Genomic DNA, 13,125 nt, shown 5'->3' on the forward strand with positions numbered 1-13,125 from the left:
GCGTGATCTTCGGACGATGGCCGCGGTGGACAACGCGGACGTGACGGTCCGCGCCGAGCTGTCAGGGATCGATGCGGGTGATGATCTAGATGAAGGCTCCCATTTCGGCGAGCGCCCGCCGCCCCTCTGGAACGAGATCGGCGAACTCACCTGTCTCGGAAGCAGTCGAGCGGAACCACGCGCGGTCGCGGTGGCGCTCGTCGAACCCGAACGAGTGTCGAACCGTTCTGATGAATATGGCTCTTACCTTCCCCGCGCGCTTCAACGGACCGCCCGACAGCGCCAACGGCGGTTACGCCTCCGGCGCGCTGGCGCAACTCGCGCCGGGCGAGACGATGGAGGTGACGCTTCGCCGCCCGCCGCCGCTGAATGTGTTGCTGCCCATAGACTCCGCGGATAATCGGTACACGCTCACCGATCAGCAGGGCCAAACCATCGCTGTCGCTGAGCCGGTGACGGAGACCTTCGACGACCTGGAACCACCGGTGGTCGGATTCGAGTTCGATGCCCAGCCTGTTTTCGCCGACCGCGTGCATCCGTTCCGAACCTGCTTCACCTGCGGACCCGATCGCGCACCCGGTGATGGCCTGCGAATCTTCAGCCAGTGGGTACCCGGCCGCGATGTACTCGCCGATCGCTGGACACCCGACGCATCACTGACAGGTGCCGACGGCCTCGTACATCCCGAATTCGTCTGGGCCGCACTCGATTGCCCGAGCGGCTGGGCCGCCTACGATCAGCTCGCAACAGGTGAGATCGCCGTACTCGGCCGCATGACCGCCACGATCCATCGCCGGCCGACCACCTACGAGCCCTGCCAGATCGTGAGCTGGGCCCGCGAACGCGACGGCCGCAAGATCAAAGCCGGTGCCGCGCTCTACACCACCGACGGCGAACTCATGGCCGCCGCTCGCACCATCTGGATTTCGCTGTGACCACCCGCCGCCTCGGCGTCGCCCTCACGCCGATGGAGACCCGCCGCGAGATCATCGTCGCGACCGCCTTGCGTGCCGAGGAACTCGGCTATGAAGTCTTCTCGCTCGCCGAAGGATGGGCTCACGACGCCACCCTGCTGCTGACCGAGATCGCCATGCGCACCTCACGCATCTCCCTGGTCGCGGGTGTGCTGTCGGTATGGAGCCGCACTCCCGCCGCCCTCGCGATGAGCGCCGCGACCCTCAACGAAATCAGCGGCGGCAGAGCGATTCTCGGCCTCGGAGCGAGCAGCCGAGCCCTGACCGAGGGTCTGCACGACCTCGCGTTCGAGCGACCCGCGCACCAGCTGCGCGAGGTGGCGAGTGAAGTGCGAAGCATCCTCGCGGGCAACCGCGTCCACATCGATCCCGCCAGACAGGCGCGCGCCCTGCGCCTGGGGCTGGCTCCCGCACCGGAGCTTCCGATCTGGATCGCGGCCACCGGCGATCTCACCACCCGGATCGTCGCCGACCACGCCGACGGCTGGTATCCCCTATTCCTCACCCTCGAGCGCATGCGCGAACGAGCCGCCGAACTGCGCCAACTACGTTCGGGCCGCCCACCCCTCACCATCACCGCCGGAGCCTTCGCAGCAGCCGCCACCGACCGCCGCTCAGCCCGCGACATCGTCGCCAGCTGCCTCGCCTGGTACATCTGCGCAATGGGCGACGGCTACGCCGATCTCATCGCCAGCCAAGGGTACAAGGACGCGGTGGAAGCCATCCGAGCCGCCAACCCCCGCCCCACCCCAACAGGCTCGGTCGTACCGCCTGAAGCAAACGCCGCACTCGACGCCCTGACCATCTACGGAACCCCCACCGAAGTACGCGAGAAACTAGACACCTGGGCACCTGGCTCCGACATTCAGATGATCGTCCTCCCTGCCGGAATTCCTTGGGAGACAATAGAACAAACCCTGGAAGCCGTCGCTTTGCCGAACATCTAGGGGACAGACGCCGAGGCCGTGCGAGCGATTCGCACGGCCGGTCGACGCAGAGTAGTGCTTAGACGTTCGAGGTGCAGACCACCTCGGATACGTTCGCCTCCGACAGGTCAGCGGACCCGGTATTCGCTAGTAACGCGCGCGGGTAACGGCGAGCCAGACCGAGATACGCCCGACTCAGTGCGGTGTCCCGATCGTCGCCTACACCAACGCTGACACCATGGCTCGTATCGTCGCTGGCGTAAGCCAACGCTCCGCAGCCATCGGCCCAGTGCGCCAATACAACACAGTCGGTGGCGCCATCCCACGCGCAGTTGTCGAGCGCCTCGATCACCGCGGCCTCACCACTGACCGCATCGACACTGGTGCCATAACTCCACTCCGACTTGCTGAAGGCGATCGCCCCGAACAGCCCCGAATCCACCGCACCCGCAACCGCATTCGCCACCCCGGCTCCAACGGCCGACCCAGCCACAAGCCCCACCGTCGCAACCGCAACAACAGCCTTACCAAAGAAACTCATCGAACACTTCCCTGAGAAACATCAACACTCGAACTTCAAGATCATCGCTTACTGGCGACGTATGTGCGCGCTCAACCGAAAGATGTATGTGCCCAACAATTCCGGACGCCTCGATTTCGCTGATACTTTTGGAATGGTTCGGCCGAAATGGGGGGCGATATGACCGGCAAGCCTGAAGCGACGTTGCGCGACTACCAACTTTCGATGGTTCATGCGGTGTGCACCAGCGCACCTGCGCAAGCCGCGGATCTACTCGAGCGGATCGGTGCGACTCGGGCTGAGGCGGAGCAGGCCGAGAAGCGGTGGTAATTCCTCGACCCGACCTTCAAACTCCGCACACTCGCGGAGTACATCTCCGCTTGGGGCGCAACGGATTCCGAGAGTGTCCATCCCGATACCGACGGCCAAGTGCGGTACGCGCGGTGGAATCTGTCGTTCTGGCCCGGCCTGCAGATCGAGCTCACCGAAGTCCGCCGCGCCAATCTGTTCCGCGAGTTCGTTCGTCGCCCAGATGCCCCACAACCCAGCCTGAGGAGCCTGTCCGACCTCACGCCCTGGTCGTGCACGCTCCGCGAACTCGACGACAGTGAGTTCGGTCCCCTCGATCACCTCGACGGTGTGGGCGCGATCGGGGACCTCTCGGCTTTCCTGGTGATCGACCCCGACTCCGGCCGGGAACGCGCGTACTGGGCCAACTTCGACTGGAGCCTGCTCCAATATGTCGAACCGGCCCCCACCCACTACGTATGGCCGCTCGGCGAGCGTTGAGAGACTGCGTCGAGATCAGGGCTGTTGAGCTGCCGCGCCTGGGGCCTCGGCTAAACGATCTTCAGTTGGTAGTGGGCGTGGACCCAGAAGCCGCCGGGCTCGTATTCGCCGCCGAAGGATAGGACGTGGTCGCCGGGTGGAAGATCGTCGATGCTGCACCATAGGCCCCAGGCTTTGGCCTTGACGCGGCCTGTGATGCCGAAGGGGCCGCCCGCTGCTGCTGTTACGCGGAAGGATTTGGTGTTGACAACTTCCCGTACAGGGAGGGGAGTGCCGTTCAATTCCGCGTGACCGCTTGCCGCCGGGGCTGTGGGGAGTTCGGGGCGGCCGAACAGCGAGTACGGAACGGCTTGGAAGAGGTTGAATGTCGGGAAGAAGATCGGGCGGCCGTGTGGGATTGTGCACTGTCGCTTGACTTCGCCGCCGAAGGTGCCGGCCAAGAACCACACGTCCGCGGGCTGATCGATGCCCGCGAGCTCGCCCGTCTCGTCAACCACCGGATTCTTGGCGTTGGGCATCGCCATAGCCCACTGCCACCACCGAGCGGCGAGCTCGACATCCCTACCCTGCATTACCGACCACTCCGAACCTAGGAATATCAACGGATCCGTGATCACGGTAGGTAGTGCTGGTCGCAGTGCGGTATCCGACATATGTCCTATTTCCGGCACCGGTTCGCCGAACAGTCGAAGACACCTGCTCGAAGATCATCGACACTGGAGAGGTGCGCTACTTTTCCCGGGTTCCCGGCCCGCCGCTCGATGAGTACATCGACGATATCTACTGCCTGTCGGGGGTGCCGCGCCATCCTCGTGTGCTGGTGCCGCCGATGCCTTCGGCGCATTTGTTGATCAATCTCGGCGGTCCCGTCCGGATGTGGGACGGCGATGGTTCGGCGGAGCCGGTGACGCTGGTCGACGGGTGGTTCATGGGTTTGTGGACCAAACGCTTCCTGCTGGAGTATCCGGCTCGGGTGCGGCTGGTCGGCGTGCATTTCAAGCCCTGGGGGCTCTCGGCGTTCACCGACATTCCGGCGTCGGAGCTACGAGATCGATGCGTACCCGTCGACGCGGTCTGGCAGCGCGCGCTGGACCGTATCCGTAATCAGCTCGGTGAGGTCACCGCCTCGAATGACGCGCTCGGATTCGTGGAGCGCGAGCTGCGAGCTCGGCTCGCCAAAACGCCTTCGCGCACACTTGATTTGGTGATCTTCGCCGGTACGCGGTTGGAAAGGTCGTATGGCGCGGTTCCGGTCACCGCGCTTGCCGATGACGCCGGTGTGGGAGGCAATCACCTTGCCTCGCAGTTCAAATCGCATGTCGGCCTCACACCCAAGCGTGTGGCGCGAATCTACCGCTTCGCCCGCCTGATCCTGTCCGTCGATGCGCGACGCCCCGTCGACTGGTCCGAATTCGCGCTCTCCGCGGGCTATTTCGACCAGGCGCACGCCAGCCGGGAATTCAAGGACTTCACCGGCTACACCCCCACCGAATACCTCCGATTGCGGCGCAAATTTCCCGCCGCGGCCGGATTCCCGCCGGACGCCGGACCGATGCCCGCCGAGTGATTTTTTACAAGCCAGGGCACCCCGCGGTGGAACAGAATCTGCACAGGCCATTGCAGAGCGACCCGAGGAGAATCAATGAGCACGGTGATCATGCACAACGTGATGTCGGTGGACGGCTTCATCGCCGATAAGAACGACGATGTCGGCCCACTCCACGAGTGGTACTTCAGCGGTGACACCCCGATCGCCGAGCCCGCGCGCGAGGAAGGCTTCGACCATTCCAGCACCGGATCCGGATTCCGGGTCTCACGCGCCTCCGCGGCCTATGTCCGGGACACGTGGGCGTCGATCGGGACGATCGTCATGGGTCGCACGCTGTTCGACCTGGTGAACGGCTGGGAGGGCGAGCCGCCCGCCGGTGACCACGTGGTCGTGGTCTCCCATCGCCCCAAACCGGAGGGCTGGCATCCCGAGGCGTCCTATCACTTCGTCAGCGACATCACGGCCGCGATAGCCAAGGCGCGCGAGCTCGCCGGTGATCGCAACGTCGCGGTGAACGCCGGACAGGTCGGCGGCCAGATCCTCGCGGCCGGTCTGATCGATGAGGTCGCGATAGACGTGGTCCCCGTGGTCTTCGGATCGGGCAAACGCTACTTCGGCGATATCGATGGCCAGCACCTGCTCGAGGATCCCCACGTCGTCATCCAGGGCGAGCGGGTACTGCACCTGAAATACAAGGTCAGGCGCTGAGAGCGTGTCGGTGGGGCGGCCTACGCTCGCAGAGTGCATCTGGAGCTCACCGCGATCATCGTCGAGGAGTATGACCCTGCCATTGAATTCTTCGTCGGCGCTCTAGGTTTCGATCTCATCGAAGACTCGCCGTCGCGGACCAACGACGGTCGTCCCAAACGATGGGTCGTGGTTCGCCCACCCGGCGCGACCACCGGAATCTTGCTTGCGCGGGCGGATGGGGACAGGCAGCACCATGCTATCGGGGAACAGGCCGCGGGGAGAGTCGGCTTCTTTCTTCGGGTCGCCGACTTCGCCGAGGCATATCGCAGCATGCGCGAGGCTGGTGTGTCGTTCGTGACCGAACCACGGACCGAGCCCTATGGACAGGTGGCGGTATTCCTCGACTTCTCAGGGAACCGGTGGGATCTACTCGGGCCACCGGACCCTGAAATGGTCTAGCCCGCAACCGCTTTCACGTTGATCAGTCGCAGCGCATAATACCCACCGACCCGTCGAGGCTGGTGTGGAAAAGTACGCACACGAGATGGTTCAGCGTCTGATACGCCGATCCACTGCGCGGACCGAGAATCCCCGACTGCGACGAGGCCGACCCCGAGAGCAGCCCCCCATCGATCGATTGCACCCCGTCAACGGGTGCGGCCTGCGCGGTCCCCGCCAAGGGCGCGCACAGCGCGGCCGCCACGGCAAACGCTCCGACCATCTTCTTCGAATTCATGACTACCCCACAATGTCTCGAACCTGGCGCGAGCCAGTATTCAACCCCCACCGCACCCCGGACAGCCCCGACACTCGATGCCCCTGATCTTCGGGGGCCTCTTGCACCCGACCTGTCGTAGTGAGCGAGTAGATTTCTCGCGGCACGGATGCGAAGGGGTGCAGTGGAATTCGACGATGGCAGACAAGCGTGGGTGGCGGTAGCTCGGTGTATCGCACCGACCCGCACCGTTGTGGCGCAGGCGATCCTGAGCGCCGAGGACGATCCGTACGACGACCTGCGATCAGGTTTCGACGACGCCGGTATGAGCGTCTATGCCTCGAAATCGGCTTCGCCCTAATATCGTTGGAGCTCGACGCCGATGGTTACGACCTGACCATGATCGACTGCGCACGGCTCGAGGAACTGCTGGATCTGACAGCGCAAGCGGGCAGACCGTTCCGCGTGCTCCGCAGACAGGCTTCGGCGAAGAGCGCGCCGAAGCCAACCCGGCAGGCAAGGGCGACCGGCGCTGCACGACTGATGGACCTGCTGCGCGACAGCTTGACCGAAGCGATGTCGCAGGCGGGCTATTCGGTGTCAACGCCATTGGACGGGCAGCCCGCCGAATCGTTCAAGGGCCGACAGCTCCGATCCCGCAGATTGTGGTTCGCGGCCCCGGAAGGTGAGGTCGTCGGAATGACCCCGGCCATCGTGGCTTGGATCCATCGCGGAAGCGGACAGCTGGCTATCCGAGGGACGGCGTGGCTGGCGTCGTCCGCGGCGGGTGACATGGCGCGATCGGTTTCCCAGCAAAGCCTGCTGGGCGATGACGACGTCGAGTCGGTCCCGTTCGGATATTTCGACAATCGGAGCTATCCCAGCCGAGCACTCTACCTCAGCACTGAGACCGACTTGGACTGGTGTGTCGGCAATTTCATGGACTACGTTCGCGGCCCGGTAGACCTATGGCAGTCAGCGGGGAATTCGATGGACAAACTCTTCGCCCTGGCACGAACCGGCAATCCGAGGGATGCCCGCGATCCGGTCAATCCGGATTGGACGCGCCTGCGCGCTGTCGCGGTCCTGGGCATCGAGAACGGCCGCTCGCAAGCCAGCGCTGAACTGCTGCAATGGTATTCGCAGCGCCCCAGGTTCGCGCCGCCGGATTCGGCCGAACGTGTGGCCGCGTTCGATGCCGCATTGGCGCAACGCTATCCGGACTACGCCCGGCACCGGTGAGTTCGCGAAGTTCTCACGAGGAGCGAGCCTGGCGGAACCAATACTTCGCCTCGCCTCGCTCGCCCCGCTCCTTGCGCAGGCGTCCGAGGTCATTCATGGCCCCGGTGTTCCCGCGTGCCGCGGCCTCGCGGAACCATGACTCGGCCTCGCTCAGCTCGCCCCGCTTGTACAGCAGGACACCGAGATTGTGCATTGCTCCGGGGTTGTCATTGGCCGCGGCCTTGCGAGTCCAGGACTCCGCCTTGTCGAGCTCATCTCGCCGAAATAACAGGCCCGCAAGGGCATTCATCGCTTCGGGATGCGCGAGTTCGGCTGCCCGGCGGAGCCATGATTCCGCTTCATCCGCCTCGCCGCGGTCGAATAGCAGACCCCCGAGGCTGCGCATCGCGTCGGCGCTGCCGCGTGCCGCGGCCTTGTCGAGCCACGACTTCCCTTCGCTCACTTCACCGTTTTCGTAGAGCAGGCACCCGAGGTTGTGCATCGCGCCGGTGTGGTCACGCCCTGCGGCTTTGCGGAACCAGGACTCGGCCGCGCGCAACTGGCCACGTCGAGCCAGCGCATCCCCGAGCTCGTTCATCGCTTCGGCATCACCATGCGCCGCCGCGCGGTCTTGCTCCCCAGCCTCTTTCGGCTCCTCGGACAGGCGTTCGAGATTGCGTTTCGAGCCGGGGTTGCCGCGTTCGGCCGCAGCGCGGAACCACGACATCGCCTCGCCGGCATCGCCCTGCTGCAGTAGCAGCATCCCAAGATTGTGCATGGCGTACATGTCATTTCGGGCCGCGGCCTCGCGATACCACGATTCTGCCTCGCTCACCGCGCCGCGTCCGTTCAACAGGTTCGCGAGGCTGGTCATCGCATCCCTGTTGTCGAGGCCAGCGGCCCGACGAAGCCACGACTCCGCCTCATCGGCCGCACCTTGCGCTTGCAGCACGCCCGCGAGCCGGGTCATCGCATCGGTGTCACCGCGTGCCGCGGCCCTCTTGATCCGCCAAATCTGGCCGATACCAACGATATACGGCAACTGGACCCGCCTCCTCCGAGGGTATGCGCCCCGCCCGAAGCCGCCACACGCGGGTTCGAACTCGCGCCGCACTCGGAATATGCGCGCTGCCAGCATATTTCACGGCGCGGCTATGTGTGCTGGGCTTTGTCCACCTGGGTGAGGTAAAAGGCGTTTCCGTCATGATCGCGGAATACGAACATCGGGGGAGCGGTTTCCCATTCGAGCAGCGCTCCAACGATGCATCCCAGCTCGGCCAAGGCGGCATGGGCCGCCCGCGCGTCGGGGGTGCCCAATCGTATGCCGGTGTCGATTCCGGCGGGCAGGTTCTCGGAGGCGCGGACCAGGGACAGCGTCGTCTCGGACCCGGGCGCGCGCATTTCCAGCCAGCGAAATCCCGGCTGCAACTCGGCGTCCAGGTGGGTCTCGAAGCCGAGTTGCCCGAACAGGGCCTTGCTGCGGTCTTGGTCGGTTACGGGCACGGCCACGGTGAGGATTCCGGTACACGTTGTGGTGATCATGAGTGTGCAGACGATCCACGGGGCGCGGATTCATCGGTGCGCGCCAGCGGACCGCTTGGCAACGATCGCAGGGTCGAGCGTTCGGCCTCCGGGTTCAGGCCGTTTGATTGAACAGCGCCAGGCGTTCCGGGGGCATGCCGGGGCCGGGGCGGGCCTGGATCTGTTGCGGATCGTCCACGCGCCCGCAGTGTTCGCAGACCGTCTGCTGGGAGATCGAGGAGCCGCACACCGAGTGGGTGTAGAGAATCGGCGGCGGATCATCGGTGGCCCACTGATCACCCCATTCGGTCAGTGCGACCAGTGCCGGGGCCAGGGCGTGGCCCTTGTCGGTGAGCAGGTACTCGAATAGCTCGGGCTGGTCACTGTACTTGTGCCGCACCATGATTCCGGCGTCGACGAATCCGTTGAGGCGAGCCTTGAGGATGTTGGGGGCCACGCCGAGATCGCGCTGGAAGTCGTTGAACCGCGTCATGCCCGCGAACACGGCATCGCGGATGATCAGCAAACTCCAGCGCTCGCCGATCAGTTCCAGCGACCGCGCGATCGAGCACACCTGTGTGTCATACGCCTTTCCCAGCATGCTGTGAGTCTACCAGTGCGCTTGCATGATGCTAGTTTGCTGTCTATGGTCACTAGCGTGATGCAAGTTCGCAGCTTGTATCCACTCATCTGGCACTACGGTCCGGACTCGTCGCGTCCGGGCCGCACGGAAGTTCCCCAACATGGCAAGGAGACAGTTATGTCCACGTTCACAGTTGGCAGCATCCTGCTGGGCACCACCCGGCCGCAGGAGATGCGGGAGTGGTACAGCCGAGTGCTGGCGCCCGGTCACACCGGAGAGGGCCCGATCGATCTCGGCGGGATGTTGCTGGTGATCGATCACCGCGACGATGTCGCCCCGGTCAACCTCGAGCCCGGCCGGATGATCCTCAATTTCCACGTCGAGGACATCGATGAAGTCGCCGCGCAGACGCAGGCGGCCGGCGTGAATTGGACTGTCCCGCTGGAGTATCGGGCCATGGGCAGGTTCGGTACCTTCGCGGACCCGGATGGCAATCTGCTCCAGATCATCGAATTCGCCCCGAACGCGCATGCGACGACAACGGCCTGATCGCCAGCTCCTCGATTCCCGCCTCGTGCGGGAATCGAGGCCCGGCGTTCGGAGTCGGAGGTATGCGATGCGCGAAAAGTATGGCCTGTCGGCAGGCATGCGCCTGCCCGAATTGCTTGTCACGGTCGACAACTCGATGGTGAACGTCGCATTGCCGACCCTGGCGCGCGATCCGGACGCGATCGGGTCCGGATAAGCAGTGGGTGGTCGACGCCTACCGATCAAAAATGTTGTATCCATGCGGAATTCAGCGGCTACGCGTCTGTTGGTCGAATCTCATCGTGAACAAGGGAGTAGTCATGTCTGTCAACACCGTGATCAGGACCCTGGCGCCGAGCGAGGAGTCGTTCACCTTCAGCACCGGTCTCTACGTCGGCTACGGCGTCGAAGTCGTTGGTGAGCTGGACCTGGCGGCGCTACGCCGAGCGTTGGATGTCGCGAGCGAGCGGTATCCGGTGCTGCGAGCGCGCCTGGACGGCGACGGAAATGGGCACGCTCTCATCGAAGGCGACGCTCCCACCATGGCCGTACATGAGGCTCGCGAGGGCGAGGACGTTCTCGACGGTCTGGTCATTGCGCAGGCCGACGCGGTCATCAGCGTCTATGTTCAGCGGTATCCGAACGAGCGTCACGTGGTGAGTGTGGTGGCACACCACGGCATCGCCGATGCCCACCACGCTTTGGCCCTGCTCGGCCAACTGTGGTCGGACTACACCGACCTCGTCGATGGCACACCATTGCCGCCACACCCTACGCAGCACTACCCCGAGCCGGTCGAACAGTTCCTGACCGTCCGGGGAATCAGCCCCGGTGAGAACGACGCGACGAACTCTTCGCGCGTGGGGTCCCCGGCGGGCGGCTCCGCCCCCGACGCACCCGCCCCGCCGGCGACCATTCCGATGCGGCGAGTGCAGTTGACACGTGCGCAGACCGCAGCGCTGATGGCACGGGGCCGTCGGCACGGCTTGACGGTCAACGAGCAGATCTCGGCGGCATTCGTCGAGGCGGCGGCGAGGGCGAACGGGGTGTCCGTATCGCAGATCGGCTACGTCTACATGGTCGACCTACGGCATCGCGTCCCACCGCACGCCGGGTATACCGACATCACGAATGCGTTGGGATTCGCCCGCTTCCAGAGTGTCGATCAGTCACCGGCCGCGGGGGACCTCGCCGCGCAGATCGGCGCGTCGCTCCGCGCCGACCTCGCCGCAGGCACATTGCAGCGCAGCCCTTTTCGAGCCCAATCGGTGTTCGACGATCTCGGTCCGGTCCCGACCCTGCTCACCAATTGGGGCAGAATCCCCGCGCTGCGGACCCCGAATACGTTGACGGTCACAGGCTTTCACCCGCGCTTCCATGTCGAGTTCTCCGCCGAAGGTATGCAGAGCCCGCCGAACGCCAGCTTCGCCATGTTCGAGTTGCTGCGGACCATGCAGGCAGGAGTGATCTTCTGGTTCGACGACCGGCTGTCTATCGACCTGATCGCGGCGGGTCCCATGATCGAGCCCCTGGCCGTGCGGCTGGCTGCGGTGCTGGACGAAACGCTGTCCTGAACAGTCTGTGAGGCCGCGGGAAGCGGTGATCGCAGGCCGAATATATGGTGCTCGCGCGGTGTCGGTGAGTAGTTTGTTCGGGTATGGAGCATGAGGGACCCAGTCGTACGGCGCTCACGACCGCCTACGCCCGTGCCTATCATCAAATCGCCGACCGGCCAACGATTCTCACCGATCCGCTCGCGGCACGTCTGCTGGGCATCACCGTCGATGAGTTGATCGAAGTGGGTAAGCCCGGACCCGATCGGCCCGGCGGTGATGCGGGTCTGGGAGTCCTGCGCATGGGGGTCAGTGATCGGTCACGCCGCCTGTTTTTCGCCGCGCGTGGCCGATTCGCCGAGGATCGGGTCGCCGATGCCGTCGCCGCCGGTGTGCGGCAGGCCGTGATCCTGGGTGCGGGTCTGGATACCTTCGCCTATCGAAACCCGCATCCCGGCCTGCGAGTATTCGAGGTCGATCATCCCGCCACCCAAACGTGGAAGCGGCAACGCCTCGCCAGAGCGAGTATCGACGTGCCCGAGCGATTACAATTCGTGCCGGTCGATTTCGAAACCGACTCGCTGGCAACACAATTGGAATCCAAGGGATTCAGCCGATCGGATCCGGCGGTATTCGTGTGGCTCGGCGTCGTGTTCTATCTGACCCCGGAGGCCGCCCGCTCCACCCTCGAATACATCGCCGGTCAAACCGCACCGGCCGAGGTCGTTTTCGATTACCTGCGGTCGCCGGACACCGATGAGGAACGCGCGCGGCTACAGGAGCGCTCGGATCGGGCGAAGGCTGTCGGGGAACCCTGGTTCAGCTATTTCACTCCCGACGGCATCGCCGCGGAACTGCGCGCGCTCGGCTTCACCGATATCGACGACCGCGCCGCGACGGAGCTCATCGCGGGATATCTCGATGGCTCCACCGAATTCAGCGGCAAACCACCCCGGGCCCTGCGCCCGGTTCGCATACTGCGCGCGAGCCGCTGAAGACGGCTCTGTGGCTCTACGGGGCCTTCTTCAACTCGACGGTCTTATTCGCATACTCCGGGGGATAAGTCCCGCGCATGTCTTGCAGTTGCACCTCGAGGTCGAGACTCTGACCTGCTGTGAAGAACGCCGGATCGGACTGGTTCTTCGAATCCCCTCCGAGGAACCGGATGTCATTGCTGGGCACCACCGCGGCAATCGTATGGGGTTGCGAATCGCACTCGGTATCGCTCTCGAATGAGCCCCCGACATTGCCCCGCTGATACACCCAGATCCGAGTGAATTCGTGGTCCCGGTCGCACGAGTAGGTAATCGATACCGTTGCCTCGGAGTTGTGGTCATCCGCCGCGACGGTGGCATCACCGATGCTGATCGAAGCCGCAGCATGGCCGATGCCGGTGACCGGCAGCATCGCCAGGATGATTCCGATGGCGAAGAGAGCGACGCGGCGGGCGAACGCGGTGCGATGCAATGCAAACCTCCGTGTTCCATCCGATACGACGGGCACACTCCGGAATCGTGAAACCACCGTATCCGCACTACCCATCGGTCAGCCGGTAT

19 protein-coding genes are annotated in these 13,125 nt (G+C 64.5%); 12 read left to right on the plus strand and 7 right to left on the minus strand.

The window, feature by feature from the left end; genetic code table 11:
• Positions 1-236 precede the first annotated feature (236 nt).
• Positions 237-935 (plus strand): hypothetical protein, encoded by a 699-nt coding sequence (locus AB0L82_RS33945; protein WP_364645828.1) that lies wholly within the window; start codon positions 237-239, stop codon positions 933-935.
• Positions 932-1,921 (plus strand): LLM class flavin-dependent oxidoreductase, encoded by a 990-nt coding sequence (locus AB0L82_RS33950; RefSeq protein ID WP_364645831.1) that lies wholly within the window; start codon positions 932-934, stop codon positions 1,919-1,921. Before AB0L82_RS33945 ends, AB0L82_RS33950 begins: the two co-directional genes overlap by 4 nt.
• 58 nt (positions 1,922-1,979) lie before the next feature.
• Here AB0L82_RS33950 and AB0L82_RS33955 read toward each other — a convergent pair whose 3' ends face one another.
• The gene (locus AB0L82_RS33955) at positions 1,980-2,441 is read right to left on the minus strand and encodes a DUF4189 domain-containing protein (RefSeq protein WP_364645834.1); all 462 of its coding nucleotides are present in this window, start codon (positions 2,439-2,441) and stop codon (positions 1,980-1,982) included.
• 408 nt (positions 2,442-2,849) lie between these two features.
• Here AB0L82_RS33955 and AB0L82_RS33960 point away from each other — a divergent pair, with 408 nt between their 5' ends.
• A complete protein-coding gene (locus tag AB0L82_RS33960) occupies positions 2,850-3,209 on the plus strand; it encodes a hypothetical protein (protein WP_364645837.1) in 360 nt (119 codons plus the stop codon).
• Positions 3,210-3,259: 50 nt separating this feature from the next.
• Here the strand turns inward: AB0L82_RS33960 and AB0L82_RS33965 are convergent, their stop codons facing one another.
• A complete protein-coding gene (locus AB0L82_RS33965; protein ID WP_364645840.1) occupies positions 3,260-3,733 on the minus strand; it encodes a hypothetical protein in 474 nt (157 codons plus the stop codon).
• Positions 3,734-3,933: 200 nt separating this feature from the next.
• Here AB0L82_RS33965 and AB0L82_RS33970 point away from each other — a divergent pair, with 200 nt between their 5' ends.
• The 3 genes from AB0L82_RS33970 to AB0L82_RS33980 all read left to right on the plus strand — a co-directional run bounded on the left by AB0L82_RS33970 (position 3,934) and on the right by AB0L82_RS33980 (position 5,907).
• Positions 3,934-4,776 (plus strand): helix-turn-helix domain-containing protein, encoded by an 843-nt coding sequence (locus tag AB0L82_RS33970; protein ID WP_364645843.1) that lies wholly within the window; start codon positions 3,934-3,936, stop codon positions 4,774-4,776.
• A 75-nt stretch (positions 4,777-4,851) separates the two neighbouring features.
• A complete protein-coding gene (locus tag AB0L82_RS33975; RefSeq protein WP_364645846.1) occupies positions 4,852-5,466 on the plus strand; it encodes a dihydrofolate reductase family protein in 615 nt (204 codons plus the stop codon).
• Positions 5,467-5,499: 33 nt separating this feature from the next.
• Entirely contained in the window at positions 5,500-5,907 is a 408-nt protein-coding gene (locus AB0L82_RS33980) for a VOC family protein (protein WP_364645849.1), read from the plus strand.
• Positions 5,908-5,929: 22 nt separating this feature from the next.
• Here AB0L82_RS33980 and AB0L82_RS33985 read toward each other — a convergent pair whose 3' ends face one another.
• Complete coding sequence (locus AB0L82_RS33985) at positions 5,930-6,184, minus strand: hypothetical protein (RefSeq protein ID WP_364645853.1); 255 nt, start codon at positions 6,182-6,184, stop codon at positions 5,930-5,932.
• Between the two features lie 163 nt (positions 6,185-6,347).
• Between AB0L82_RS33985 and AB0L82_RS33990 the strand changes: the two genes are divergently transcribed.
• Positions 6,348-6,524 (plus strand): hypothetical protein, encoded by a 177-nt coding sequence (locus AB0L82_RS33990; RefSeq protein WP_364645856.1) that lies wholly within the window; start codon positions 6,348-6,350, stop codon positions 6,522-6,524.
• A gap of 5 nt (positions 6,525-6,529) precedes the next feature.
• On the plus strand, positions 6,530-7,405 hold the full coding sequence (locus tag AB0L82_RS33995; protein ID WP_364645859.1) for a hypothetical protein: 876 nt from the start codon (positions 6,530-6,532) through the stop codon (positions 7,403-7,405).
• 13 nt (positions 7,406-7,418) lie between these two features.
• On the opposite strand, the gene AB0L82_RS34000 is transcribed toward AB0L82_RS33995, so the two are convergent.
• The 3 genes from AB0L82_RS34000 to AB0L82_RS34010 all read right to left on the minus strand — a co-directional run bounded on the left by AB0L82_RS34000 (position 7,419) and on the right by AB0L82_RS34010 (position 9,506).
• Complete coding sequence (locus tag AB0L82_RS34000; RefSeq protein ID WP_364645862.1) at positions 7,419-8,426, minus strand: tetratricopeptide repeat protein; 1,008 nt, start codon at positions 8,424-8,426, stop codon at positions 7,419-7,421.
• 110 nt (positions 8,427-8,536) lie between these two features.
• Positions 8,537-8,926, minus strand: a complete 390-nt coding sequence (locus AB0L82_RS34005; RefSeq protein WP_364645865.1) for a VOC family protein — start codon at positions 8,924-8,926, stop codon at positions 8,537-8,539.
• A gap of 94 nt (positions 8,927-9,020) precedes the next feature.
• A complete protein-coding gene (locus AB0L82_RS34010) occupies positions 9,021-9,506 on the minus strand; it encodes a helix-turn-helix domain-containing protein (protein WP_364645868.1) in 486 nt (161 codons plus the stop codon).
• A 159-nt stretch (positions 9,507-9,665) separates the two neighbouring features.
• Here AB0L82_RS34010 and AB0L82_RS34015 point away from each other — a divergent pair, with 159 nt between their 5' ends.
• The 4 genes from AB0L82_RS34015 (at position 9,666) to AB0L82_RS34030 (ending at position 12,564) form a co-directional block, all read left to right on the plus strand.
• A complete protein-coding gene (locus AB0L82_RS34015; protein WP_364645871.1) occupies positions 9,666-10,037 on the plus strand; it encodes a VOC family protein in 372 nt (123 codons plus the stop codon).
• Between the two features lie 67 nt (positions 10,038-10,104).
• Positions 10,105-10,233 carry a hypothetical protein gene (locus tag AB0L82_RS34020; protein ID WP_364645874.1) on the plus strand — a complete coding sequence of 43 codons (129 nt, stop codon included), beginning with the start codon at positions 10,105-10,107 and terminating at the stop codon, positions 10,231-10,233.
• 103 nt (positions 10,234-10,336) lie between these two features.
• Positions 10,337-11,590 (plus strand): hypothetical protein, encoded by a 1,254-nt coding sequence (locus tag AB0L82_RS34025; RefSeq protein ID WP_364645877.1) that lies wholly within the window; start codon positions 10,337-10,339, stop codon positions 11,588-11,590.
• Between the two features lie 83 nt (positions 11,591-11,673).
• Positions 11,674-12,564 carry a class I SAM-dependent methyltransferase gene (locus AB0L82_RS34030; RefSeq protein WP_364645880.1) on the plus strand — a complete coding sequence of 297 codons (891 nt, stop codon included), beginning with the start codon at positions 11,674-11,676 and terminating at the stop codon, positions 12,562-12,564.
• 16 nt (positions 12,565-12,580) lie between these two features.
• On the opposite strand, the gene AB0L82_RS34035 is transcribed toward AB0L82_RS34030, so the two are convergent.
• A complete protein-coding gene (locus tag AB0L82_RS34035) occupies positions 12,581-13,036 on the minus strand; it encodes a hypothetical protein (RefSeq protein ID WP_364645883.1) in 456 nt (151 codons plus the stop codon).
• Between the last annotated feature and the right edge of the window lie 89 nt (positions 13,037-13,125).

The organism is Nocardia sp. NPDC052001, assembly GCF_040680615.1.
GTDB lineage: Bacteria > Actinomycetota > Actinomycetes > Mycobacteriales > Mycobacteriaceae > Nocardia.

What these genes read in the sequence shown, in the direction of transcription:
- AB0L82_RS34010 (WP_364645868.1), bottom strand. Translation starts at nt 9,506, where the DNA reads ATGCTGGGAAAGGCGTATGACACACAGGTGTGCTCGATCGCGCGGTCG.
- AB0L82_RS33945 (WP_364645828.1), top strand. Translation starts at nt 237, where the DNA reads ATGGCTCTTACCTTCCCCGCGCGCTTCAACGGACCGCCCGACAGCGCC.
- AB0L82_RS34005 (WP_364645865.1), bottom strand. Translation starts at nt 8,926, where the DNA reads ATGATCACCACAACGTGTACCGGAATCCTCACCGTGGCCGTGCCCGTA.
- AB0L82_RS34030 (WP_364645880.1), top strand. Translation starts at nt 11,674, where the DNA reads ATGGAGCATGAGGGACCCAGTCGTACGGCGCTCACGACCGCCTACGCC.
- AB0L82_RS33975 (WP_364645846.1), top strand. Translation starts at nt 4,852, where the DNA reads ATGAGCACGGTGATCATGCACAACGTGATGTCGGTGGACGGCTTCATC.
- AB0L82_RS33985 (WP_364645853.1), bottom strand. Translation starts at nt 6,184, where the DNA reads ATGAATTCGAAGAAGATGGTCGGAGCGTTTGCCGTGGCGGCCGCGCTG.
- AB0L82_RS33955 (WP_364645834.1), bottom strand. Translation starts at nt 2,441, where the DNA reads ATGAGTTTCTTTGGTAAGGCTGTTGTTGCGGTTGCGACGGTGGGGCTT.
- AB0L82_RS34020 (WP_364645874.1), top strand. Translation starts at nt 10,105, where the DNA reads ATGCGCGAAAAGTATGGCCTGTCGGCAGGCATGCGCCTGCCCGAATTG.
- AB0L82_RS34015 (WP_364645871.1), top strand. Translation starts at nt 9,666, where the DNA reads ATGTCCACGTTCACAGTTGGCAGCATCCTGCTGGGCACCACCCGGCCG.
- AB0L82_RS34025 (WP_364645877.1), top strand. Translation starts at nt 10,337, where the DNA reads ATGTCTGTCAACACCGTGATCAGGACCCTGGCGCCGAGCGAGGAGTCG.
- AB0L82_RS33965 (WP_364645840.1), bottom strand. Translation starts at nt 3,733, where the DNA reads ATGGCGATGCCCAACGCCAAGAATCCGGTGGTTGACGAGACGGGCGAG.